Here is a 25,145-nt window from a genome sequence, read left to right on the forward strand (position 1 = left end):
GTCGGACCCGCCAGGCCCGTCACCGGGGAGACGGATCGACCCGTACCCGGTCGCTCTCGTTGTCGGAGAGGAAGGACGCCAGCGCCTGCCCCTGCTCGGTCACGGCGGCCCGGTCCGCGCGGGAGAGCCCGCGCAGCGGACTGACGGTCACCGTGCCCGACTCGACGCGCCAGGTCGCCGCGACCCGGCCGTCGACGAGCACCACGCGCTCGCCGGCCACCGAGAGGCCACGGTGGGCGTCGTCGATGATCCGGCTGCGGTCGTCGTAGCCGAGGATCGCGTTGTCGAACGCCGGCAGGAAGCGCACCGGGGCGGGTGTCTCCGGGTCGGGGCGAGGCGCGTCGGCAAGGTCGATCAGTTTCCGGCCGCGCTCGTCGCGAAAGGTCACCAACTCGTCGCGCAGCGCGGTCACCGCGGCCGGCAGCCCGGCGAGACCGCACCAGGCGCGCAGGTCGGCCGTGGCCGCCGGGCCGAACGCGGCCAGATATCGGCGTACGAGCAGCTGGCCGACCGGATCGACGCCCTCCGCGCTCGGCGGGGCAACCTGCCGGCCCAGCCACGCGGAGAGCAGGACGTAGCGTGCGCCCGCCTTCGCCCGCCACACCCCGCGCGGCGGCACCTGTGTCATCGCAAGCAGCGCGACCCCGATCTCGCCCAGCACCCGCGGCCCCGGCGTCGGCCAGCGCTCGCCGAGCGCCCGCCCGATCTCGGGCATCGAGCGGGGCTCACCGTCGGCCACCACCGCCCGCGCGGCAACGGCGAGATCGTCGAGGTCCACCCCGTCGAGCTCGCTGCGGTAGACCCCGAGCACGCGTTGGCGCAGCATGGCGTCGTGACGGGCTCGCCAGGCCACGACGTCATCGGCGCCGAGCAGGTGCACGGTACGGCGCATGAGGTGGGTACGCACCACGTGCCGCTCGGTCAGCAGGGCGGAGAGCACCGCCGGGTCGAACGCGCGAAGGCGCGACCAGAGCCCGATGAACGGCTCCTGCGGCTCCTGGGCCTGGAGACCGCCGAGGTGGGCGACGGCGTCGAGCGCCGGCAGGTCGGCACGGTCGAGCAGCAACTGCCGGGCGAGCGTCGCGCGGTTGAGCGCCCGGGTGTCGAGAACGGTCATCGGGTCCCTTCGGTCGGTCCCATTGTCTGACCGGGGGCGACAGTCTCGGGTACGCGGCTCGCTCTGGTGGCCGGATCCGAATTCGCCCCGTCCGGCGGCACCGGGCGGGGCGAATTCGAGCGGGGTGCACCGATCAGTGCTTGCCCACGAAGATCCCGATGCCGTTGGCGACCATTCGCTCCGTACCGTCGGACGGGCTGTTGCGGGCGGTGGCCGCCGCCTGGCCGGGCTCGCGGACGGCGACCGTGCTCGAACCGCCGCCGTCCAGGTTCACGGCGGCGTCCGCGCCGAGCGAGCGCATCAGGTCGGCCAGCTCGGCGATCGTGAACCCGGCGCTGGCCGGCGCGCGACCGGCCAGCGCGACCAGGTACACGGTCCGGCCGTCGGGGCTGACACCGGCCGCGCTGCGTACCGCGGCGGTCTTGGTGTCCAGGCCGACCAGCGGCGCACCGTCGCGCAGGATCGGCGCGCCACCCACCGCGAAGATCAACTTCGGGTTGCCGGCGGAGGAGAGCTTCTCGCGCACCTGCACCCGGTCGCCGACGACGAGGTCGTCGAGCGCGTCCGCGCCGCCCTCACGGCCGACCAGCACCTGAGTGTCGGCCGCGATCGCGCCCGCGCCGGGCGCCTGACCGACAGCGGTCACCACGCCGTCGCGGACGGTCACCTCGTAGGTGTGGGTGCTGCACGGGTCACTGCGGCTGGTGTCGGTGCCGCAGGTGGCCCGGACCCGGGAGGCGGTGCCCCAGTCGGCGGTGAACAGGCCGACGCCGTCGACCGGGAGCGCGTACTGGTTGAGGCCGCCCAGCGCGATCGTGCCCTTCTTGCTGCGCACCTCGCCGTCCAGGCTCAGGGTGTCGACGCGCGCCTTGCCGTTCACGCCGACACCGAACACGTCCCGGGTCGAGGTGCCGGGGGCCAGGCCGGGGCCGAAGCGCTGCGCGGTCGGCACCGCGAACTTCAGCTCCTCGCCGTCGGCGATCTCCGGACCGGACGACGAGTAGGTCGGGGTGACGCCGGCGTGGGTCTCACTGTTGTTGAAGAAGTCGCCGTTGACCCCGGCGACGGCACCCTGCTCGTTCGTCATCGCCGAGATGACCTTGCGCTGCGCGACCGTGTCGGGGTGCAGCAGGTCCAGGGAGACCTTGTTCTTCTTGAGGTCGGCCGTGAGCAGGTAACCGACGGTGACGCCCCGGGGCGTGGTCACCTGGAACGAGCCGTAGGTGACGCCGGGGGCGAGCTGCTCGGTCGAGGTGAAGGTGATCGGGGTGTCCGTCGCGGGTACCGTGGCGGTCGCGGCGTGGGCGATGCCGGCCGGCGTCACGAGCGTGGTCAGCCCCGCCGCGAGCAGCAGCGCCAGTTGTGGGCGTACGAGGTGCAGTGACCTCATTGCCGCTCCTTTCTTGGTGCGTTCCTGGCCTGGGCCGGGAGGGTCGAACCGGGCTGGCGGTTGACCGGCCGGCGATGATCTTCCTGGCCAGCCGATCACCCAGGGGTGAACGCGGGAGGCTGTGGACGTGAACCGCCCACACCTTCTTGATCAACTACCGGAGCGGGTCGGGCAGGTCGACCCGGGCCGGCGGAGGTCGACGCAGCCCTCGGGGGTGCCAAAAAGTTTTGTGCACTTCCTACAACTGAGGGACTGTTGGTTCGGTGGTTGCGCCATAGCGCTGGCAGCCGCCACGCGGAAAGGTGATCACTGCAGGGAGCCGTCGTCTCGCGGCCTGCAGGTCGAGGTCTAGCTAAGGGGTCTTTCGGGTGTTCAACCGTGTCGCCATCGTCAACCGTGGTGAAGCCGCCATGCGGCTCATCCACGCGGTCCGCGAGCTGGCCGCGGAGACCGGCAGCCAGCTCGAAACCGTAGCCCTCTACACCGATGTCGACCGCAACGCCACATTCGTCCGCGAAGCCGACATCGCCCACGACCTGGGCCCGGCGTCCGCCCGCCCGTACCTCAACCTGGCGCTGCTGGAGCGCGCCCTGACCGAGACCGGGGCCGACGCCGCCTGGGTCGGCTGGGGCTTCGTCGCCGAGGATCCGGCGTTCGCGGAGCTGTGCGAGAAGATCGGCGTCACGTTCATCGGACCGAGCGCGGACGCCATGCGCCAACTCGGCGACAAGATCGGCTCGAAGCTGATCGCCGAGAAGGTCGGCGTGCCGGTCGCGCCGTGGAGCCGCGGCGCCGTCGAGACCCTCGCCGCCGCCCAGGCCTCGGCAGCCGAGGTCGGCTACCCGCTGATGCTGAAGGCGACCGCCGGCGGCGGCGGACGCGGCATCCGCGTGATCAGGAACGAGGCCGAGCTGGTCGACGCGTACGAGCGCACCAGCCAGGAGGCGGCGCGGGCGTTCGGCAGCGGCATCGTGTTCCTGGAGCGCCTGGTCACCGGGGCCCGGCACGTCGAGGTCCAGGTGATCGCCGACGGGCAGGGCACCGCGTGGGCGCTCGGCGTCCGCGACTGCTCGGTGCAGCGACGCAACCAGAAGGTGATCGAGGAGTCGGCGTCACCGGTGCTCGAGCCGGCGCAGGCCGCCGAGTTGAAGGCGTCGGCCGAGCGGCTGGCCGTGGCGGTCGGTTACCGGGGCGCGGCCACCGTCGAGTTCCTCTACCACCCCGGCGACCGGCTGTTCGCGTTCCTGGAGGTCAACACCCGCCTGCAGGTCGAGCACCCGATCACCGAGCTGACATGCGGTTTCGACCTGGTCAAGGCCCAGCTGCACGTCGCCGCCGGTGGGCGACTCGAAGGCACGCCGCCGGCCGAGCGCGGGCACGCCATCGAGGCGCGGCTCAACGCCGAGGACCCTGACCGCGACTTCGCGCCATCGCCGGGCCGCATCGCCCGGCTGGACCTGCCCAGCGGCCCCGGCATCCGGGTGGACACCGGCGTCAGCGAGGGCGACACCATCCCGGCCGACTTCGACTCGATGATCGCGAAGATCATCGCGTACGGCCGCGACCGCGACGAGGCGCTCGGCAGGCTGCGCCGCGCGATGGCGAACACCACGGTGATCATCGAAGGCGGGGCGACCAACAAGAGCTTCGTGCTCGACCTGCTCGACCAGCCCGAGGTGATCGACGCCAGCGCGGACACCGGCTGGATCGACCGCGTCCGCGGCGAGGGCCGGCTCGTCACCCACCGCCACTCTGCGGTCGCCCTGGCCGCCGCCGCCATCGAGGCGTACGAGGAGGAGGAGCGCGTCGAGCGGCAGCGGCTGCTGTCGACGGCGGCCGGCGGTCGCCCGCAGGTGCAGCACGCCAGCGGTCGACCGTTGGACCTCAAGCTGCGCGGCGTCGGTTACCGCACCCGCGTGGCCCGCGTCGGCGCGCACCGGTTCCGGGTCGGTATCGAGTCCGGGCCCGTCGTGCGCACCGCCGACGTCGAGCTCGACCGCTTCGACCGGCACACCGGCCAGATCGTCGTCAACGGCATCCGCTACCGCCTGCTCACCGGCACGTACGGGCCGACCCACCTGGTCGAGGTGGACGGCGTGACGCACCGGGTCAGCCGGGACGAGGGTGGCGTCCTGCGCTCGCCGATGCCCGCGCTTGTCGTCGCCACGCCGCTGGAGGTCGGCGCCGAGGTCGAGGCGGGTGCCCCGGTGCTGGTGCTGGAAGCGATGAAGATGGAGACGGTGCTGCGGGCGCCGTTCAAGGCGCGGCTGAAGGAGTGCGCCGTCTCGGTGGGCAGCCAGGTGGAGTCGGGTGCGCCGCTGCTGCGCCTGGAGCCGCTCGCGGATGACGCCGACGAGGCCGCCGACGACCCGATCGCCGAGACCGTCGAACTGGACCTGCCCACCGCCGCCGCCGACATGCCGGCGGACGAGCGCAGCAGGCGCGGTCAGGAGGACCTGCGGGGTCTGCTGCTCGGCTTCGACGTCGACCCGCACGACGACCGCCGGGTGCTCGACGGCTACCTCACCGCGCGGCAGGTGGCCGCCGAGGCCGGTAAGCGGCCCCTGGCCGCCGAACTCGACCTCATCGAGGTGTTCGCCGACCTCGCCGAGCTGAGCCGCAACCGGCCGACGGGTGAGGACGGCGGCGCCGCGCACGTGCACAGCGCCCGGGAGTACTTCCACACCTACCTGCAGAGCCTCGACGTCGAGCGGGCCGGTCTGCCGGCCTCCTTCCAGACCAGGCTCGGCAAGGCGCTCGGCCGGTACGGCGTCACCGACCTGGAACGCTCCCCCGCCCTCGAAGCGGCCGTCTTCCGGATCTTCCTGGCCCAGCAGCGCGCGTCCGTGGACGCCACGGTCGTGGCGACGCTGCTGCGCGCCTGGCTGCGGGAGACCCCGCCGGACGAGACGCTGCGCGAGCCGGCCGGCCTCGCGCTGGAGCGACTGATCGCCGCGACGCAGGTCCGCTTCCCCGTGGTCGCCGACCTCGCCCGTGGCGTGGTGTTCGCCTGGTTCGCCCAGCCGCTGCTGCGCCGCAACCGCGCCCGCGTCTACGCGCAGGTCCGTGGGCACCTGCGGCACCTGGACGCGCACCCGGACGCGGCGGACCGCGCCGAGCGCATCGCCGAGATGGTCCGCAGCACCGAGCCGTTGGTCCGGCTGCTCGGCCAGCGGCTCGTGCGCGACCACCTCGACAACGCGGTCATGTTGGAGGTGCTGACCCGGCGCTACTACGGCAACCGCGCGCTCACCAGCGTGCGTACCCACGAGGTCGCGGGCTGCACGTTCGTGGTCGCCGAACGGGCCGACTCGAGCGTGGTCTCCGCCGCGGTGAGCTTCGACGCGCTGGGTGGCGCCCTGCGTGGGCTGGCCGAGCTGGCCACCGGCGAGGACGCCGTGGACGCCGACATCTACCTCGGCTGGGAGAACCAGCCGGAGGACTTCGACGCCATGGCGGCCGCGCTGGCCGAGGTCATCGCCGCGCACCCGCTGCCGTCGCAGGTCCGTCGGCTGACCACCACCGTCGCGGGTCGCGGCGGGGCGGTCATGCACCACCACTTCACCTTCCGCCCGTCGAACGACGCGATGACCGAGGACCGGTTGATCCGGGGTCTGCACCCGTACATCGCGCAGCGGATGCAGTTGGAGCGGCTGCACAAGTTCGACCTGACCCGGCTGCCGTCGTCGGACGAGGAGGTCTACCTCTTCCAGTGCGTGGCGCGGGAGAACCGGTCCGACGAGCGGCTCGTCGCGTTCGCGCAGGTGCGGGATCTGACCGAGCTTCGCGAGCAGGACGGCCGCCTGGTCGCGCTGCCGACCACCGAGGACGCCATCGCCGCCTGCCTCGACTCGATCCGCCGCGCCCAGTCGCTGCGGCCGTCGAAGACGCGCTTCAACACAAACCGGATCGTGGTCTACGTGTGGCCGCCGAGCGAGCTGACCCGCGAGGAGATGGAGATGATCGCCGGGCGGGTCCGCCCGACGACCGCGGGTGCCGGCCTGGAGGAGATCCTCTTCATCGCGCGGCAACGCGACCGCCACACCGGCGAGCTGACCAAGATCGCCGTACGGATCTCGTTCGACGCCGCGGGCGGCGCCGAGCTGGCCGTCGGGGAGCCGCCGGTCGAGCCGATCGAGCCGCTCGACGAGTACCGGCTCAAGGTGCTGCGTGCTAGCAGCCGCAACACCGTGTACCCGTACGAGCTGACCGGCCGGCTCGGTGACTTCGTCGAGCACGACCTCGACGACGCGCACGAGTTGGTGCCGGTGAGCCGGCCGAAGGGGCGCAACAGCGCCGCCATCGTCGCCGGGGTGGTCACGACGCCGACCGAGCGCTACCCGCAGGGTGTGACCCGGGTGGTGCTGCTCGGTGACCCGACCAAGTCGCTGGGCGCCCTGTCCGAGCCGGAGTGCCGGCGGGTGATCGCCGCACTGGACCTGGCCGAGCGGATGCAGGTTCCGCTGGAGTGGTGGGCGCTCTCCGCCGGTGCCCGGATCTCGATGACCTCCGGCACGGAGAACATGGACTGGGTGGCGGCCGCGCTCAAGCGGATCGTCGAGTTCACCCAGGCCGGCGGTGAGATCAACATCGTCGTCGCGGGCATCAACGTCGGCGCGCAGCCGTACTGGAACGCCGAGGCGACGATGCTCATGCACACCAAGGGCATCCTGGTGATGACGCCCGACTCGGCGATGGTGCTCACCGGCAAGCAGTCGCTCGACTTCTCCGGTGGGGTGTCCGCCGAGGACAACTTCGGCATCGGTGGCTACGACCGGGTGATGGGGCCGAACGGGCAGGCGCAGTACTGGGCACCGAACCTGACGGCCGCACGGGACGTGGTGATGGCGCACTACGACCACACGTACGTCGCGCCCGGCGAGGACGCGCCGCGGCGGGCGGTCACCACCGACCCGGCCGACCGCGACATCTCCGGCTTCCCGCACGACGTGGCGGGCAGCGCCTTCGCCACCGTCGGGGAGATCTTCTCCGTCGAGGCCAACCCGGACCGCAAGAAGCCCTTCGACATCCGTACGGTGATGCGGGCCCTCTCCGACCAGGACCACCCGGTGCTGGAGCGCTGGGCCGGCATGGCGGACGCGGACACCGCGGTCGTACAGGACATCCACCTCGGTGGCATCCCGGTCTGCCTGCTCGGCATCGAGTCCCGGTCGGTGCCGCGGCAGGGCTTCCCGCCCACCGACGGTCCGGACACCTACACGGCGGGCACGCTCTTCCCCCGCTCGTCGAAGAAGGCCGCGCGGGCGATCAACTCGGCCAGCGGCAACCGGCCGCTCGTCGTGCTGGCGAACCTGTCCGGCTTCGACGGCTCACCGGAGTCGATGCGCAAGCTGCAGTTGGAGTACGGCGCCGAGATCGGCCGGGCGATCGTGAACTTCCAGGGTCCGATCGTCTTCTGCGTGATCTCGCGCTACCACGGCGGTGCGTTCGTGGTGTTCTCGAAGGCGCTCAACCCGAACATGACGGTGCTGGCGCTGGAGGGCTCGTTCGCCTCGGTGCTCGGTGGCGCACCCGCCGCCGCCGTGGTGTTCTCCGCCGACGTCAACGCCCGTACGGCGGCCGACCCGCGGGTGCGGGACCTGGAGGCCCGCGTGGCCGCCTCGGCCGGCACCGAACGCGCCGCGCTCACCGCTGAACTCGACGAGCTGCGCTCGTCGGTGCGCGCGGAGAAGCTCGGCGAGGTGGCCGCGGAGTTCGACCGGGTGCACAACATCCACCGCGCGGTCGAGGTCGGCTCGGTGGATGCCGTCATCCGCGCCGCCGAGCTGCGTCCGCGCATCATCGAGGCGATTGAGAGCCGTCTGAGCTAGCAGGAACCGGCAGAGACGTCGGCCCGCCCCTTTCCGGGGCGGGCCGACGTCTGCGTTCCTGGTCATCCTCATCGGAACCGCGCTGACATCGGTGGGTTATTCCTCACCGCCGTACGCGAACCTCACCGACGAGCATCGCGACCAACAGTTCGTCAGTGAGCGTTCCACACCGACACCTCGCAGCCTCCGCACAGCGGCTACCCGAGCTTCATGCTGCCGCAACCCGCCATCAACGCCTTATTCACCCCGGTTTAATCCGTTTCGCACCGCGAGCGTTACATCCTCTTAATGCCACCCACGATCAACAACGTCGACTCAACCGCTAGATTCGCAGGGCGAGGCCAACTTCAAGACAGTGGTTGCAGAGAAGGCGGGGCCAATCCAGTGGTGTAGCCCCACCGTCTTAGGAGCGTGGACGCGGTGCCTGATTTTCAGGATTCGGATGATCTGGCGGAGTTCTTCAAGCTGTTTTATGGCGAGGAGCTTCCGGGATTGTGGCCGGAGAAGTTCGCTGCCCTGGGGCAGGCTTTGCATGAGGTCGCGGCTTCTCTGGATGACGCAGGGCTCGATTATCTCGATGCGATTAACACGATCCGATCTGGAGTGATGGGTCGGGCCGAGGAAGCGCTTGTCGAGTCGGCGGATGGTGTAGCGGACTCGTTGGAGAAGGCCCCGGAGTTCGTGGATCTGCTGGCCCGGATGATGACGCAGTTCGCGGCGATGTTTCAGTACGTGATTATCACGGTGTTGGCGATCACCGCGTTGTTGTTGTTCGAATTGATTCTCGCGTTGAAGTTGTTGTGGATCAATCCTGCGGCGTTGACGGAGTGGCTGGCCAAGGCGCCGACGTACCGGGCCGGTTTCCGTGCGCTGTTCACGCAGTTGGTGAAGCATGCGGGCATGACGGCGGCGTTCAATATTCTGTATGAGTTGTTGGTTGATGTGACGGCGCAGTTGGTGAACCGGGGTAAGGGGTATCAGCGGGGGTGGGATCACAAGAACACCGGTGACTCGGTGAAGTCGGGTGGGTTGGAGAGCCTGATCGGGCTTGGCTTCACTGGCGGGAAACGGCTTGGGAGTAAGTTGGGCCTCGGACCCAAGGGTGGCGCAAAGGGTACGCCGTCGCCGAGCAAGTCGCCGAGTACGGGTGTCAAGGCGCTGACCGCTGGTGGAGGGCTCGCGGGTAACGCGGGTGAGGAGCTCACGACCGAGGTGCTCGTCGGTCTGGCGATGACCGGCAACGTGGATAACGCGATCCTCATGCCGACGGTGGTGTCGTCGGCGTTGCAGGGCACGACGTTCGGTGCGATCGGCGCCGGCAGGGACGCCCTCGGCGGCAGCGGTCGTGGTGCCGGGCGGGGCAGCGAGGAAGGCCCGAGAACCTCGAGCACAGGCGACGACCGGGCACCCGACACGATCGCGGACACCGACCCGGTCCCGGCGTACGAACCGCCACCGACGTCCGGGCTTCCGCCGGCGAATGAGATGCCGCCGGAGCACACCGAGCATGACCCCCACCTCGGCGCGGGCCCTGGCCCAGCTGCTACCAGCACCGGAAGTGCTGGCACCGCCCTGCACGGCGCCACCACCTCAGGCGGATCGTCGGACACCCCGCCCACCCGCAATGCTGCCACCCCACCAGTCGCCGCCGCGGCCCCGACGTCACTCACCCCACAAGCGGGTGTGCCGGCCGGTACGCCTCCGACGTCGCTCAGCCCACAAGCGGGCATGGCGGCTGGTACGCCTCCGACGTCACTCACCCCACAAGCGGGCATGGCGGCCGGCACGCCTCCGACGTCACTCACCCCACAAGCGGGCACGCCTCCGACGTCACTCACCCCACAACCCGGCCTGACAACCGGAACCGCCCCAACCTCACTCACCCCACAACCCGGCCTCACAACCGGAACCGCCCCGACCCCACTGACCCCACAACCCGGCCTCACAACCGGAACCGCCCCAACCTCACTCACCCCACAACCCGGTGCGGTGACTGGTGGCTGGTCGAGCGCAAGGAAGTCTTCCTCGTCGCCGGTGCCGGCAGCTGTGGGCATGCCGCGGCGGCCTAAAGCGTTGTTCGATGCGGTGTCGGAGGCGACGAGCAGTTCTGGTAGGTCGACGGTCGCGCGTCAGCTGGACGGGGACTGGCGCAGTGGCTCTCTGGGCTATCTGGAGCGGCTGCGTCCGGGATCGGTAACCGCCGTCCAGACGCAGAAGAATAGGCTCGCACCGGTCGAGGTGGTCCTCGTTGAACGTCTCGAAGATGGCCGCTTCGTACAGATCACCAGAGCCCGGCGAGGCAGACCAGCCCGCACAGAATTCACCCTGACCGGTTGGCCCGGGCCCGGCCCGGCACCCGCGGTTTTCTCCACGACCTTCGTCGTCTTCACTGACACCGACGAACTGGGCCAACTGCCCTTCGGCGCGACAGATCCCACGCCGCCCGTGGTGGTGCCAGCCCTTAGCGCTACGACGACGTCAGCGCTAACAGCCACACCAGTACCCGGCCACCCCACCCAGGGCACCCCGCAGCAGCAGCGGGTGATCCCCCACGCCGGCCACGACACCACCGGCCGAGGCAATGCGCCCGGCACCCCGCCCAGTGCGTCGACAGGTCAGATCGGCACCACAAACCAGCCTGATCACCATCCACAACACACCACCCCACAACAGACCGGTTCGCAGCAGACCGGTTCAGGACGGTCTGGTTCGTCGCGGCAGGCCGGTCCGCGGTGGGTCGACGCGACGACGCGGAGCGACTTTGGGCATTTGCCGCACGCGCGAGGTCCACACCCACTTGATAGACATTCGTCGCTTTCCGGTATGCGGATCGGTCACGCCAAGGGTAGCGCGATGTTCGCAGCGAAGATTCACCGAAATCCGACGGACGCCGAGGTCAGCCGTGAGTATCCATGGCTGAAGAAGGTGAATCCTCGGTGGTCGAAGTCAGATGGCAAGAATCCTTACAGCACGAATTGTGTTCTTGCCGCAATTGAGACGGATATGGCACTGGAGGAGAGTGGTAGAGGTGGTAGGTATGAGGCGGGTGGCACGGAAAATGCGTTAACCTATGGCACTCTGGCCAATTATCAGCGCGTGCGCCTGGGGCTGGCGGATGACGTCGACGGGGTCAGCTACCGAGTCCAGGGGAAAACCCCCATCGAGGCAATCAAAGAAGCGATTACGAAATCTGGCCGCCCAATCAAGCGGGAGGAGATCAAGGACGACAAGAAGCGAGAGCCGCGTGCGCGTGGTCTCGTGGTACTGAAGACTGACAAAGATGAGACCGCGCATGTGTTCAACGTGGTGCAGCGAGCCGACGGCAAGGTCTTTTTCCTGGACGGGCAGACAGGCCTAGCAGCTCGCGTGCCAAAGGGTAAGCACGAGATGTTCTTCCTGCCGATGACGCATGGCATTCCGCAGCCGCGAGGTTCGGTGCGTGTGCTGGAAAGGGAGCAGCGGAAGCGGTGGGTGGAGAATATTAAGGCGGACACCCAACGCAACATTCAATCGTGGAAGGCACAGACCAACAACCCGTTCGGGCAGCGGAGAATCATCGATCAAGCGCGCCCCGTCCTGGGCGCGGTCAACACTCTGGACGTAGAAGCGGACAACCCGCTCTGGTGGCTGCAACTCGACCACACACGCGAACAGTTGGAATCGTGGCGCAAAGAAATGAACAGCGCGGGCCAGAAGTCGCCGGCCAGCGAGGAGTTGGACAGACTCATCGCACGCGTTGATGAGGCCCTCGCCTCGGCAACGGGCTACAGAGGAAAGTTCAGCCACACGACCGACGACCGCCTCACCGACCTCACCGTCGCAGGCATACCAGGGACCACCGAATCCCGACCCGGGAGCACGCGACAGCAAGTCCAGTCGTCACCTCCGATGATGCCGCCACCGGCTCAGGGACTGCTTGATGCGTCGCTAGTGCAGCAGCGGAATGATAGGCCGCCGGCGCTGGATAGTCTGCAGCAAGCGGTCCGTCTCGTGGGGGCCTCGACGTCGCCGGTTCCATCGAAGACCCGGCTGGCAACGTGGATCTCGCAGGTCGACACGCCACCCATGGCCATGGACCGGGCGCTGCCAGGTGACTGTGTGCCCCGAGCCTGGGGCGCATTCACCGCCCTGCACGGCCGAATCGGCAACGACACAGTGGACGAGGGCGCACTGCGAGACCCCGACGTCAACGACCTTGTGGGCGCCCTCAAGGGCGAACTGACACCACTAGCAGACACTCCCCAGCCACCCGGGCACCTCCTCAACCTCATCCAAGGCTCGCCACCGCACACCATGGTGCTGATATCAGCACAGCCACCCAACCAGCCCCGCCACGTCTTCTGGCTCTACGCCGACAGCGACGACCACGGGCACGTGACACCCCGCTGGATCGACACCGAACAACCCGGGCAGTTCGGCAAGGCCGTCTCACCAACCGACCAGTGGTCGAAAATGCTCGCGCTACCCGACACCAAGATCTTGGCCCTCGACCACACCGGCCACCCCACCACGATCGACCAGCTACGCACCCCGGCGACCCCGACCCCACCCGAACCCCGCACAGACACCCCCCGCACCAACGAAGCGCTGCTCGACCCATCAACCACCACCCGATCCGGCATGCTGCGGCAGCCACCCACACGCCGCGGGCAAACTGCGGCTCCTTCGCTGCTACTACGCGTCGACGCCAACGAGGCGACCAGGAATGCCGCCGTCGACAAGTGGATGGCTGCCAACAACGCAGAGCGCCACCGAAGAGATCACATACGTGCCGCCGTGGATCTAATTACGAGGATTCAGGCAGGCATGAACGGCAAAACCCAGATCAATCTCGATACGTTTTCAGCCCTGTTCAATCAACCTGATCTCCTCTCTGCCATCCACGCCAATTCAACAATGATCGCGCTATGGATTACCGACCGGCAGTTGACGGAGGACCTCTTCCGAGACATGCCAAATCTCTTCAATGATTTAAAGAATAAGGGAATTCCTGCCGGCAAGGGTGACACATTCCCTAAGATCGCTAACGAGTACCGAACCCTAGAGCAGAAATTCGGGCTCCTCTCGAAGCTTGAGCACGATAACCAGTTGCGCCATACAATCCTCGAAAGGGCTGGAGGGTACCGGTCCCTAGTAAATTTGGGCGAACAGGGAAATCTACTGCTAGACGATTGGCGTCTTGGACGAAAAAGCACGCTCACGCTCCTCGCAAACACGACGCTCGGCAAGCACATCGCTGAGCACTCGGATCCAGCATCGGTCTACAAAGAAATAGATGGCGCAGGGGGCGTTGCTGACGAACTATTCCAGGCCCTTAGCGCCGGTGCGGACCAGGCGCAGGTCAAAAAGATCGTCGACAAACTAGTCGTTCTCGACACCTTGACCCGCAACCCGCGCGCCTCCCGGGCTGCCTTTCGGATACCCGGGATGCTTGAAGCGGTCAGCAAGAATGCTGAATTTGCAGAGATTCTCCATAGGCACGATTATTTCGCAGACGCTCTTATTGACAGCCCTCAGCTGGGAGCCCGGCTGGCCGGGTCGATTGAGCTACTTCGCGCTGCTGCAGGAAATCCAGCGGTAGCATCGCGACTCTCCCAAACACCAACCGCGTTCGACGCTATATCTGACCACGAGCTGCTGAACCACCTTCAGAGCATCGATGAGCCCAATGTTCAGGACACAGTGATGAAAACCGCCCTGATGGCGGACCTCCTCAGGCGCGGAGAGAGTCAAGGGCTGACGAGAAAGTGGGCTGCCAATACTGCTCTCCAAAACATCTTCAATAGGAATCCTGGCCTGCTACAGCATCCGCACGAGTTTCGGCGCCTTCTGCTCGACGACGAGCTTACGCATATCCTCATTGAGGACCACAGGCTGCAAAACACGCCAGGACTGCTCCGGGTGGTCCTGCGCAGGAAGAGTTTGGCCAGATATTTCGGGATGGGCGCCGGCGACATCGGAAGTACTGCCACAACTGAGTCTCCGCCAACTATCGGGTGGGCGTTGGCCGAAGCGCTCAGCCCCGAAAGGCACCCCAATTCCCACCGACTGGCGGCCACGGCATTACTCCACAGCAGCGATCTCCGCAGCATGCTTGACTTTACCCGCGTACCTCATCTGAAAACGATCCTTACGAGCCCGCCGCTCCTCGAGGCCATCCAGCAGAACGACCTACTGACGAGCTCGATACATGACGTCAATGTCGCGATCTACAGATGCCTGAACGACGACCCGCAGAGCGTAACTGACCTAGCCCAGACCATTGAATCTGCGCGAAGGCTGCTGTTCCAATCAGCGGGTTTCTTCGACGCACTTCATGAGGTTAAAAAACCGTCGACGCTGTCGGCGAACTTCGCAAAACACCCCAAGGTCTTTGCCGTTTTCGCGGAGGAACCCAACACTCTTCTTTCCACAAAGCATTGGATAGCCCTATTAGGCAACGCGGCTCTCTTCGACTATCTCGACACCGACAACGGCATGAGGCTGGCTCGCGCGCTCGCATCGGAGCCCGACTTGCTCCTCGAGTTCGCATGCCGGCCACTACCGCAGAGCCTAATTGAATTTCAGACACTGTTCGACGGGGAGTCCGACTCACCTGCCAGCCTCATTTCCGCGGACAACAAGCCAACCCCCGCCTTGCGCAAGGTGATCAATAATCTGGGGCTACAGGTACTATCACCAGAAGGGGCGCCAGTACAGCCAGGCCAGATGGAAAGTGCTGCTCGATTCAGCGCCGTCGCCAACGATGAGGACGCCCGATCTTCCGCCCCGACTGGCCAGGCAGACACGTGGGTTGCTCTGCATCACAAGGTGCAGAGCAACGCTAAGCTACGCGCGGCGGTCGAACGATTGCCGACCCTGGCAGCGGCCTTAATTCAGTCACCAAAACTGGCAGATATTCTCCTCAACCGACCGGCGCTGATTGACCTACTCAACAACCCCTCCGAATCTACTGTCGTCGTGTGCGCAATGCTGCAGGCACCGGAACTGTTCGAAGCCTTCTCCAATGATTACCGCCTTTACAATGTCTACGTATCGAATCACTTCGCGCGATTGAATTCCCTCGAAGATCATATTAGAGAAAATCCAAGGTTCATAATTCTGCCCATCGAGCACGCTGAGGCTGACGCCGCAATCGGGTCAAGTGAGGATACCCGGAACCTGGTGGCTAGGAGCCCGGCGTTGACTGACGCCTTGGTGCGCTACGAAAGCGCGGTTGGCCCGCTTACTCGGCCTGAGTTCGTTGCGGCCTTGGCGGGTCACGACGAGGCGGTGCGGGCGGCGGCGGTCAGTAGCCTGCCATTGCTGGAGTTCTTGTCTGAGAACCCTAATTTACTCTCCCGCCTTGAGTCGTCTGAGGAATTAAGAACCGCACTGCGGGAGCATCCGCATGAACTGACCGGTGACCAGTACCGGAGTCTGCTCGACGGTAAACTCTGGGAGCAGTTGCGGGAGCATACTGATCTGATCCCGTTGGTGTTTTCGTCCCCCAATGTGTTGGTGACGGCGGCAGCGGTGCCCGGTGTGGTGCAGGCGATCGCGGAGGGGGTGGGTGTCGCGGAGTTGCTGCAGGCGAACGATGGGGTTCGACGGTTGGTCACGGCTCAGCCTCAGGTTGCGGATCACCTCCGAGACAACGCAGGTAGCTTGGTTCCGATGTTGCGGGTGTCGCCTGATCTGGTGACGTTCATGTCGCAGAGCCAGGAGAACGCTGCCCTGATTGGCAAGAACCCCGAGTTGCTGTCGGCCTTCCGCCACAATCGGGGTTTGGTATCGGCTTTCCTCAAGGACGCGGACCTACGGGCGGCTTTGGTCGCGAATCCAGCGTTGGCTGAGGCGATAGGGAAGAATTCAGCATCCCGTGGGCTATACCGGCTACGCCGGCAGTCGAATCTCCTGCAACTGGTGCCCGCCACCCCCTCGGTGGTCGTGGATACGCAGACGTGGCAGGACCTGTTGAGCAATTTGTCCATGCTTCAGTTGTTGGACTCGCGTCCGGATGTCGCCAAGAGGTTCCTGACTGATTCAAAACTGATCGAATTGTACCGCCGTGACCCTGAACATTTCGTCGGTTCGGTTCGCCGAATGATCGAAGGGAAGGCGGGCTGGTCTGGGTCGTCGCTCAAGGCGGATGATTTCCCCGCGAAGCAACAACCGCTGACGGGACCGGGCGCCGCGCCAGCGCTCACACCGGCCCCCACGGTGTCCGCGCCGGTGGCCGTGGTGGCGCCCGCGGCGACGTCGGGACAGACACCGGCAGCGCCGCCTGCTGTCACACCGCTCGCAGCAGGGGTGAACGCCTCGGTCGAGGTGCGGCAGCTACTGCGCACTCCCGGCCGCGCAGAGGTGGTACAGGCGCTGGCCGAGCAGGCAGATCTACTGCCGTTGCTGCTGGCCCGTCCCGACATCGCTGCCGACGTGACCGACCACCCGGACCAACTCGACACCTACCTGTTCGCGACGTTCCTACGGGAACAGGAAACGGCCCGGCCGTGGCAGGAAGCCACCTTCGAGGCCGACTTCGGGGCTTTCGTCAACGCCCGCGACATCGCCTTGGTCGACCAGGCCTGGAGCGCCGAGGTGAAGAAGGGCGCCCGCACCACCTGGTCGCAGGAGCGTAGGGCGTTCGCCGATCAACAGAGAGCGGCGGAAGAACAGCGCCGGGATCGTTTCGCGCGACTCAAGCCGAACTCTTCGAGCACCTGGGTCATGAGCGGCCGCGTGCACTACGGCGGTCTGGTCACCGCTGATGACTTCACCTCGGCGGACGCAGAGGTCCTGAACCGCGTCGCCAAGGGGGAGGCGGTACGCGAGTCAACGTTCACACTGAACCATGCCCTGCACGCCCACCTGGACGGCGGCAACGGTGGCCTGTCGTTCGCCTACGTCGTCGCAGACGACGGCAAGGTCGACGTTCTCGCCTACGCCAAGAGCGACCACCGGCAGGGTAACGCCTACCGATGGACGAGCGCCGGCGGCGCCTACCAGAACGGACCCCTCGATGTCGGGGCCGTCTCCGCCAACCCCGCCGTCAGAACATCGCGTGACCTGGTCAACAATCGCGCCGATATCGCCGCCGACACCAGCACGCCAGCGACCCACGACACCACCGCGTGGCACGACACCGACCGCACTCTGCGCGCCGCGATACTGAACCACTACCAGGCCGAGGAGAACCTCACCGCCCTGACCACCGCACCCCCGGCGGCGACCACACCAGCGGCACCAACCGGCAGCGGCAAGAGGAAAAAGAAGAAGAAGAGTACGGCCACCGACCAGACCCCCACGCCCCACGCCACGCAGGACACCGACCTCGATCGGGCCATGCAGGACGTGACCCAGACGCGGCAGAGCCTCATACAGAAGGGAATCGTTCCCACCGGCCAACGGCTGAACGCTTCCACCACAATCGCCGACGACGACGCCGCGCACAACGCATTCGAGTGGCTGGCGGACGTGAACCCCGACGGATCCGCCAAGAACTGCGTCCTCACCGCGATAACCGCAGACCAGAACTACCTCGATCCGGGCTTCGGCGGCGCACCGCACGATGATGAACTGCCCATAGCCCATCTGCGGACATACCAAACAACACAACTAGAGCCAGCCAACGGCAGCACCCCACCCGTGTACCGCACCAACCACACCGCGATCAGCGACACCCTCGCCGCCGCCCCCATCGGCGCGCGAGGAATCGTGGTCGTCCGAGAACGGAATGACAACCAAGCCCCCGCCCACGCCTTCAACGTCATCCGCCACCACACCGGCGTCGTCTTCCTCGACGCACAACGCCCGGGACTCGCTCACATTCCCCCACAAAAAGACGATTGGCTATTCTTCCCCCTAGACAGCAGAATCTTCCCACCGGCAAACGCAGATCCCGTCCACGCCAACGAACTGACCGGCCTCGCCGGCGGCCTCGACGACCCACCCACGACCATCGCGGACCTGCCTGCCGATGCGGTGACCCGCGCCCCCACGCCGGCTCGGGACCAAACCGGGCAAGCGGTGCTCGACCCCAGCCCGACGAGCGGGCGGCCGAGTGCCACGCAGTCAGGTGCGGTTGCGTCAGCTACCGGCTCTACGCCCCGCCGTGGCCTTCCGGCCAATGCGCTCCCCGACGGGCAAGCGGCCGTGGGGCGTCCCATCCCGACAGCACGCCCCGATTCGACGGCGCCGGTGTCAGAGGACACCTCGCAAGCATCCCCTGCTCCTGTCTGGCACGAAGTCAAAGCGGCCGACCCAGAGGATGCGAGCGCCGTTCGCCAGGTGGTTATGGAGACGCCGGAGTTGCTGAACGTCCCGGCCACCCCGCTTGATCCGGAGGGTTGGTCTCGCCGCGCCGTCGACGCCACCATTGCTACCTTGCGCAATGGGGGCATACCGGTTAGCGAGACGGACCCGTTGCTTCAGGCGCTGGGGACCGAACCCGACACCTTCCTCAACATGCCTCGCCGGTTCGACATCCCGCTGCCGACTTCCTCGTCCGGCAGCACCCGTTTTCAAACTGTGGAAGTCAAGTTGGTGCCCAAGCCGACGTCGACGGATCAGGTGCTTGTCGACAACGGCGTCAGGGCACCTCGGTTCGCCCGGGAGCGACTGGCGAGCGAGAACACCCGTAGTTCCTCCTCGCGAGGGCTGTGGTTGGCAGCCGTGCCGCTCACCGCCGCCGGTGTTCCGGTCAGCGTCTCGGTGGGGGTGCCCGATAACCGTCCCACCAGTTCCGCCGCCAACTCGGCCGTAGTCGTCGACTACACACTGATGTGGGGCGATCCGCGGTCTTATGTGGTGGAGGCTGAGCTCGAACTGCACGTACGCCGGGTCGGCGAGCAACCGGCGGCGGGCACGGCGCAGCAGCTGGAAAGAGTTCCGCTCGGCACGCATGCGTTCCGGATCAACGAGCGGCACGCGCGTATGACGCTGGCGAAAGACGCCGAGCCACATAAGCTCGATGAGAGCGGACAGTGGATGTTGAAGGAGACCCGCTCCGTGTTGGACTTTCGGGATCCGGACGGAGCGATGGCCACTGCGGCGGAAGATCTGATGGGCGGTAAGCCGGGAAGTAAGGAACTTCAGGTCTTTCGCGGCCAGTGGTCGTCGAAGAATTCGATCCGGAGTTTGTTCACGGGCACCCGGGCACCATCGGTGCAGCACGGCGATGCCCGGATGGGCCAGCCCCGCGCGGTAAGTGGTCTGATGGTGCAGAAAGTGCGTCCGGTTGAGGTGCAGGAGGTGGGTAAGCCGAGCAGCGAGCACCCGCTTCGGAGCCGCCGGCAGTCTATCTCCGGTACCGAATCGAGTCAGAGCATCAGCAACACCACCGGCATCCGGGGGCAGGTGAGCGCGGGCGGCGGAGTGCCGTTCCTGAAACTCAGCGGCGGACCGAACGTCATGCATACCAGAACAGAGAGCACGACCCACTCACTCTCCGCCAACACCCGGGTGGCCCAGGATCTGCGGGACGTCCCGACCGTCGTGGTCTGGACAACGTATGAGCTGACCCTCGCCCGGGCCGCGTCCTACAGTCCGTCGCGGTTCATGGTGAAGAAGCATCCGGCGTCCCGACCCCAATCGAAGGTCGTGCGGGTGCAGGTGCTTGAGGAGATACCGGAAGGGTCCTACCGCGCCGCGATGGCCGAACTACCAGGCCCTTCGCAAGGCCGGCCCGATCAGGTCCTGGTGGATCGAGCACATATCCTGGCGCCCAAGGAGGAGACCCGGCACCTGCCGAGCTATATGTGGCAGGGTGACCGGTTACGGGTCGACACCGAGCCTATTGGCGCCGAAGCGCTCTCAGACAAGATCGCGACGGAGATTCTCCGAGTCCTCGACCTGCCGCAGAACGTCAAGCACCGCGAACTCCTGCCGGACTGGGGTGGAGCGGAGGCAAAGCGGGAGATCCAGCGGGCCACCATGGCGATGATCAACCAGGAAAGCCTGACCCTGGAGGCCGGACCCACCGCGCTCAGAGCCAACTTCCTGTCGCTCACCGCTGGCGAGTTGGCGTTCAACCTGGAGATGCCGGGCAGGGAGCGCCGTCGTGTGCTGACGGTGGTGATGCGGGCGCGTCGGGCAAATCCGACAACCGGACCGGAGCACCTCGGCACCCGCGACGAGAGCCGCCGCCCTGATCCGCTACCCACCAACCCGGCATCGAGGCAGCCGTCCGTCGCCAGCATCGAGGAGGTGCCGGAGGGGGAGTCGGAGCTGAACGAGGTGTCCAGTTCGTTGGCTCAGGAGGGCTCAGCGGCCTCCCTGCCAGCACATCGGCCCGAACCCGCGAAGTCGCGCCCGGCTACCGCGCGACGCCAACGGCGAGCCAGCACAAGTTCGTCGAGCATCACCAAGTCGGTCTCCACCACCGTCGGCGCGGATCTCAACCTACGCGGCGGGCGCGCGTTGACCGGGACTGTCCGAGGCCGCTTCCAGCGACAGCGCACCTACACCGTGACTGCCGGGGCAGAGGAGATCTGGCTGAGCTGGGACCACGGCGTCCAAGAGCTATTCCGAGACGAACACGTAGTCACGGTGGAACTCTTCGCCCTCGATCATGCGGCGGGCATCCGAAATATGACACGCCGGGCGAACAACAGCACCCCTGGCGCCGTGTCGCTCTCGGCGGGCGATGGGCGAATCGAATTCCCCCACAATTTCATCTTCGGCGTCGCCCGCGACCGGACATTCGCCGCCGGCCAGGAGGAACTGTCCCGCAAGGTCACGCTGGACGAGCCCACGGTCCTTCCGCACCAACTCGATCAGCAACAGTCCGGCACCATGCAGCTCGGCTTGATCCCCGAGGGGCAAGCGGTGACCAACTGGAGCTATGTCTCCTACGTCGAGGGAGGCGAGCAGGTAAGAGCGGCGATTGTCGAGGCGATCGCTGACGCCTGGGAGCAGACGGCCGCCGACCCCATGCCCATCACCAACAAACGTGGTACGCGGCTCGGCGTCCTCACTCCCGGCTCCGACTCGTATTTGGCACTCGCGCGGATCAGCAAGCCGAACTGGCTGGCGAGCATGCTGCCGGCCATGTCCGGCCAACCTCTCGTGCTGGCCAACCTCGGTGAGGTCATCGGAATCCCGGACATCTACGCAACCGTCTTCATCCAAGCAACTTCCGACCAAGGCGGCACCGGACCTCACGACGTTTTCAGCGATGGTGGTGAGAACAGCGTGACCAGCATCGCCTCAGTCAGTGACTCGCGGAGTTCCGGAACCCAGCTCACCATAGGGGCGGGTCTCGGTTGGAGCGACGACATCGTCGCCCACAAGGTCTCCATGAGCGGGGCGCTTCAGCACCGGCGAACGTACGGCCACAGCCGCACCAAGACGGTCTCGCTCACCGGGGCCGTCGAACTCAACGACACCTGGGACACGAACCGTGGCATGGCCGTGCCGGTGATGGCCCGGGTGCGGTTCGTGGTGCGGGCGGTCATGGTCAATCCGCAGGCGGTCGGTGCGAGCAAGCTCCACTCGGCCACTCGCATGGTGGACAGGGGCACGGCGATCGGCACGATCCACGCCGACGAGGCCCGGTTCAGTGGCGTGCTCGATGAGGCGCGGCCACCGACGCACATTGAAAGTGAACCAGCGCTCCAACCGCCGCAGATCTTCGATGCCACGGCGGTGACGCCCCTCGCCGCCCCCACACCGACCACGATCGGCCGAGCGGCAGACGGGACAGTCTCGCTGCCTGTTCCACCGCATTACGTCGGTGCCGGACAGATCCTCAACATGCCCGCGCTCGGCAGTCAGGTGCTCGGGTGGCTGCGAGATCTCCGCATGCCCTCCAAGATTCCGTTCAGCCAGGGCCGGCGACTGATCGCCGACGACGAGAACGGGTTGCGAAACACGGCCGTGGTGCTGACCCACACCAGCTCACCCCACCTCAGGTCAATGCTCGGTAAGGGCGTCGACTCGTTCCTGCTCAGCTACCCCGGTACGACCGGGGCCGATCATGTCCAGGTCATTCTGCAGGTCGTCGCAGTGGATGGCAGCGGCACAATCACCGAGCCGAAGGTTCACCGGGTCCATGCCGGCACGAAGAACCTTGAGATGGACATGCAAGGGGTGAGCGCGAAGACCGACGCCACCAAGCGCTCCCATACCACCTACTACATGGAGGACGTGGCACCTGCGGGCACCGGGCATGATGGCGCCGTTTCCACAGGTGGCGACCTGAGCCAGTTCCATGGCACGTCGCGCAGCACCGGCAAGTTCAGCACTGCCGCCGATTCCGACCTGAACATCATTGAGGAGTCCGGCTCGGAGGCCCAGGTACGTCAGCAAGTGGTGATCGTGGCCCAGGCGTTCCACAACGGAGACGAGGTCGGCGCGCCGCTAAGGATCGACCACGAACTCTGGTTGTCACTTCGCGCCAATCACCTGCCTACCCGGACACCTGATCGTCCGGCCAACCCGACGGTCAGGACCTTGCCGGTCGCGCCCACCCCTCGGCAGGCACATGAGTGGCAGGCTGGCAAGTGGGGTCAGCCGACCTCAGTTCAACGCATGCCGGACCACTATCAGGTAATCAACTACCGCGGCGCCGGGCCGGTCCAGTCTGCGACGGTCATGGCATTGCGCCAAGCCGGTGCCCCAGCCAAGGTCACCAGGTTGGGCAGCCGCACCGCACATCAGCTCACCACCACCGTTTCACCGTCGATGCTGTGGGGTCTCTCCCGGCAACGATTGTCCACCCGCTCGATCGAGATTCCGGTCGGAGACGCTGGGTCCGCGACGGTGACGTTGTACACCAGAGTGCGAGCCGTCCGCCTGGAGTCGGCGCTGCCGCAGATGTATCGCGACGGTCACCGCTACGTGACCCGCCTGAGTGGCGTCAGCGCTACGATGGGCCCGTCAAACTCCGGTGCGGTGTCCCTCCTCGCCGGCGGACCGATCACCACTCCGGGCGGGAGTGCATCCGAGCCTCAGCCCGTTAGCGAACCGCTGGGGAACCCGGCTCAGCGCCCCGATTTCTGGGGCGGAAACGACGGGCAGCGATCCGATACCTACGACCTCAGTGGCTCGCCCGCCCACTGGACCGGCTCACCGGCAGCAGACGGTGGCGGGGCGTGGCACGGCGGCTTCAATGCCCACGCGTTGTCGACGGTCGCCGAGCCTGCCGCATTGACCTGGGTCTCGGAGGAGATTCTCGTTGTGGCGCAGGTGCCGCAGACGGTCGGCGAGGCCAAGGTCGCGGCGGTCACGGTGGAGATCCCTGAGTCAATGAAGGTGTGGATGGCCCTGTCGGACGCAGCCCGAATCCTCGGACTAGACGACAACCCTGACGCGACTGCCGAGCTGAACAGGGTCAACTCTGCGGCCCTCGCTCTCGAGAAAGCGTTCGAGGAGTGGCAGGATGCCGGCCGCCACCTAGAGCGCGAACGGCTCGTTCCGGAGGTGCAGAGACGACGGAGAACCCCCGGTATCCCGGCTCCTGCCCCGGTTCCCGCCCCGAAATGGCCGACGCAGCAGGAGCTCGAGGAGAACCCGGAGGGCCATAAGAATGCAGCCCACTACCTCGCAGCCCAGCAGACTTGGTTCGAACGCAAGCGCGAGCTAGACACTCAGGTTGCCCGCTTGAACAGGATCGCCACCCCGGGTTCCACGTCGATTCCGGCGACTGAGACGAAACCGGACCTGGCTGCGGGCGCCGTGCTCGAATCCGAGCCGGCACTGCCACCTTTACTGAGCCAGGTTCCGGCCAGCGGGAGCCCCACCGACTCGACACCGATCGTCGAGCAATATCCCGACGCGCCGCCGGTCGACGTGGTCGACCCTCGCACCCAGGCACTCACTATGAGGGCGAGAAGCCACGAATGGTCGACGGAGATCGATCGGCTCGAGGCATGGATCAAGGCGGTCGAGCCACCCTCCCCGCCGCAGACGACGGCACCGAGCGCCTCGCGGACGCCCGACGGCCTGAACCGGGCCGCCAGTGCGTTCCTCGTTCTGCATGGCCCTGCAACGAACTCCTCGGAGGACAACTTCCTTGTCGTAACCGAACTGCCGCGCCTCGTCACAGCATTGGGCGGCACGTTGCAACCCGCCAACGAGGTATCGTCTCAGGACCTCCGGCTGGCTCTCGAGAAGAATCCGAACGCCATGGTTCTGGTGAGCGAACAGACCGATGCTGGGCCCCACGTCTACTGGTTGGTTTCCGACAGCCGGACTGGAACACCAGTCGTACGCACGGTCGACACCCAGGTGCGCGGCAGCTTCGATGAGCCGGTCCAACTCGGCAATCTGACTGAGACGTTGGCCAGGCCGGGCACCGAGCTGCTCGTGCTCGACAGTGGCGGGAAGTCGACCACGGTGACTGCCCTGCATGCTGCGGGGGGCGGTACCGACCCGGCCCCACAGCGACCGCCTGGCGACCGGCCGTCGATCACCCGTACGCCGGAGTTGTACGGCCTGCCTTCTGCATCCTCGTCGGGTCGCGCGTTGAACAGCACGCCGACCCGGCGACGGTCTGACGCATCGGTGCGTTCGTCGGCCCATGGGCATCAGCCACCCGCCGGCCACGGCGAGCTGGCGGAGAGGCCGCCGGTCTCCGCGACGGACGAGCCGAACCCGTCGCTCCTGCAAGAGGTAGAGAATCCACCCCTGCCGGCATCGGGGCGGGATCGGGGGGACCATTATCGGGATCCCTCGGCTCTGGCTCGCGAGCATCTGGGTCGCCTGCCGCACCCCCTTGCCTTGGGTCGGGCGGGGTCGCCGTCCGTCGGAAAGGTGGCCGAGGTCAACGTCGCAAGCTCGTTCGCTGGGGCCGCATCTGGCAACCCGGGATGAGCCGCTCGTCGCC

Annotated in this window: 4 protein-coding genes; 2 read left to right on the forward strand and 2 right to left on the reverse strand. The window is 66.8% G+C overall.

Annotation, left to right across the window (positions count from 1 at the left end; all coding sequences use genetic code 11):
* Positions 1-19: 19 nt before the first annotated feature.
* Positions 20-1,117, reverse strand: a complete 1,098-nt coding sequence (locus IF46_RS0103795) for a winged helix DNA-binding domain-containing protein (RefSeq protein ID WP_030486855.1) — start codon at positions 1,115-1,117, stop codon at positions 20-22.
* 133 nt (positions 1,118-1,250) lie between these two features.
* Positions 1,251-2,507, reverse strand: a complete 1,257-nt coding sequence (locus IF46_RS0103800; RefSeq protein ID WP_030486856.1) for a phosphodiester glycosidase family protein — start codon at positions 2,505-2,507, stop codon at positions 1,251-1,253.
* A 368-nt stretch (positions 2,508-2,875) separates the two neighbouring features.
* On the opposite strand from IF46_RS0103800, the gene IF46_RS0103805 reads away from it, so the two are divergent.
* Both IF46_RS0103805 and IF46_RS34195 read left to right on the forward strand, forming a co-directional pair.
* Positions 2,876-8,338 (forward strand): carboxyl transferase domain-containing protein, encoded by a 5,463-nt coding sequence (locus tag IF46_RS0103805; protein ID WP_030486857.1) that lies wholly within the window; start codon positions 2,876-2,878, stop codon positions 8,336-8,338.
* 420 nt (positions 8,339-8,758) lie between these two features.
* Entirely contained in the window at positions 8,759-25,132 is a 16,374-nt protein-coding gene (locus IF46_RS34195; RefSeq protein ID WP_157562553.1) for a toxin glutamine deamidase domain-containing protein, read from the forward strand.
* The last annotated feature ends 13 nt before the right edge of the window (positions 25,133-25,145 follow it).

The organism is Micromonospora chokoriensis (genome assembly GCF_000718555.1).
Classification (GTDB): Bacteria; Actinomycetota; Actinomycetes; order Mycobacteriales; family Micromonosporaceae; genus Micromonospora; species Micromonospora chokoriensis_B.

Excerpts from the sequence above, each read along its gene's own strand:
- IF46_RS0103795 (WP_030486855.1), bottom strand. The coding sequence starts at position 1,117 with ATGACCGTTCTCGACACCCGGGCGCTCAACCGCGCGACGCTCGCCCGG.
- IF46_RS0103800 (WP_030486856.1), bottom strand. The coding sequence starts at position 2,507 with ATGAGGTCACTGCACCTCGTACGCCCACAACTGGCGCTGCTGCTCGCG.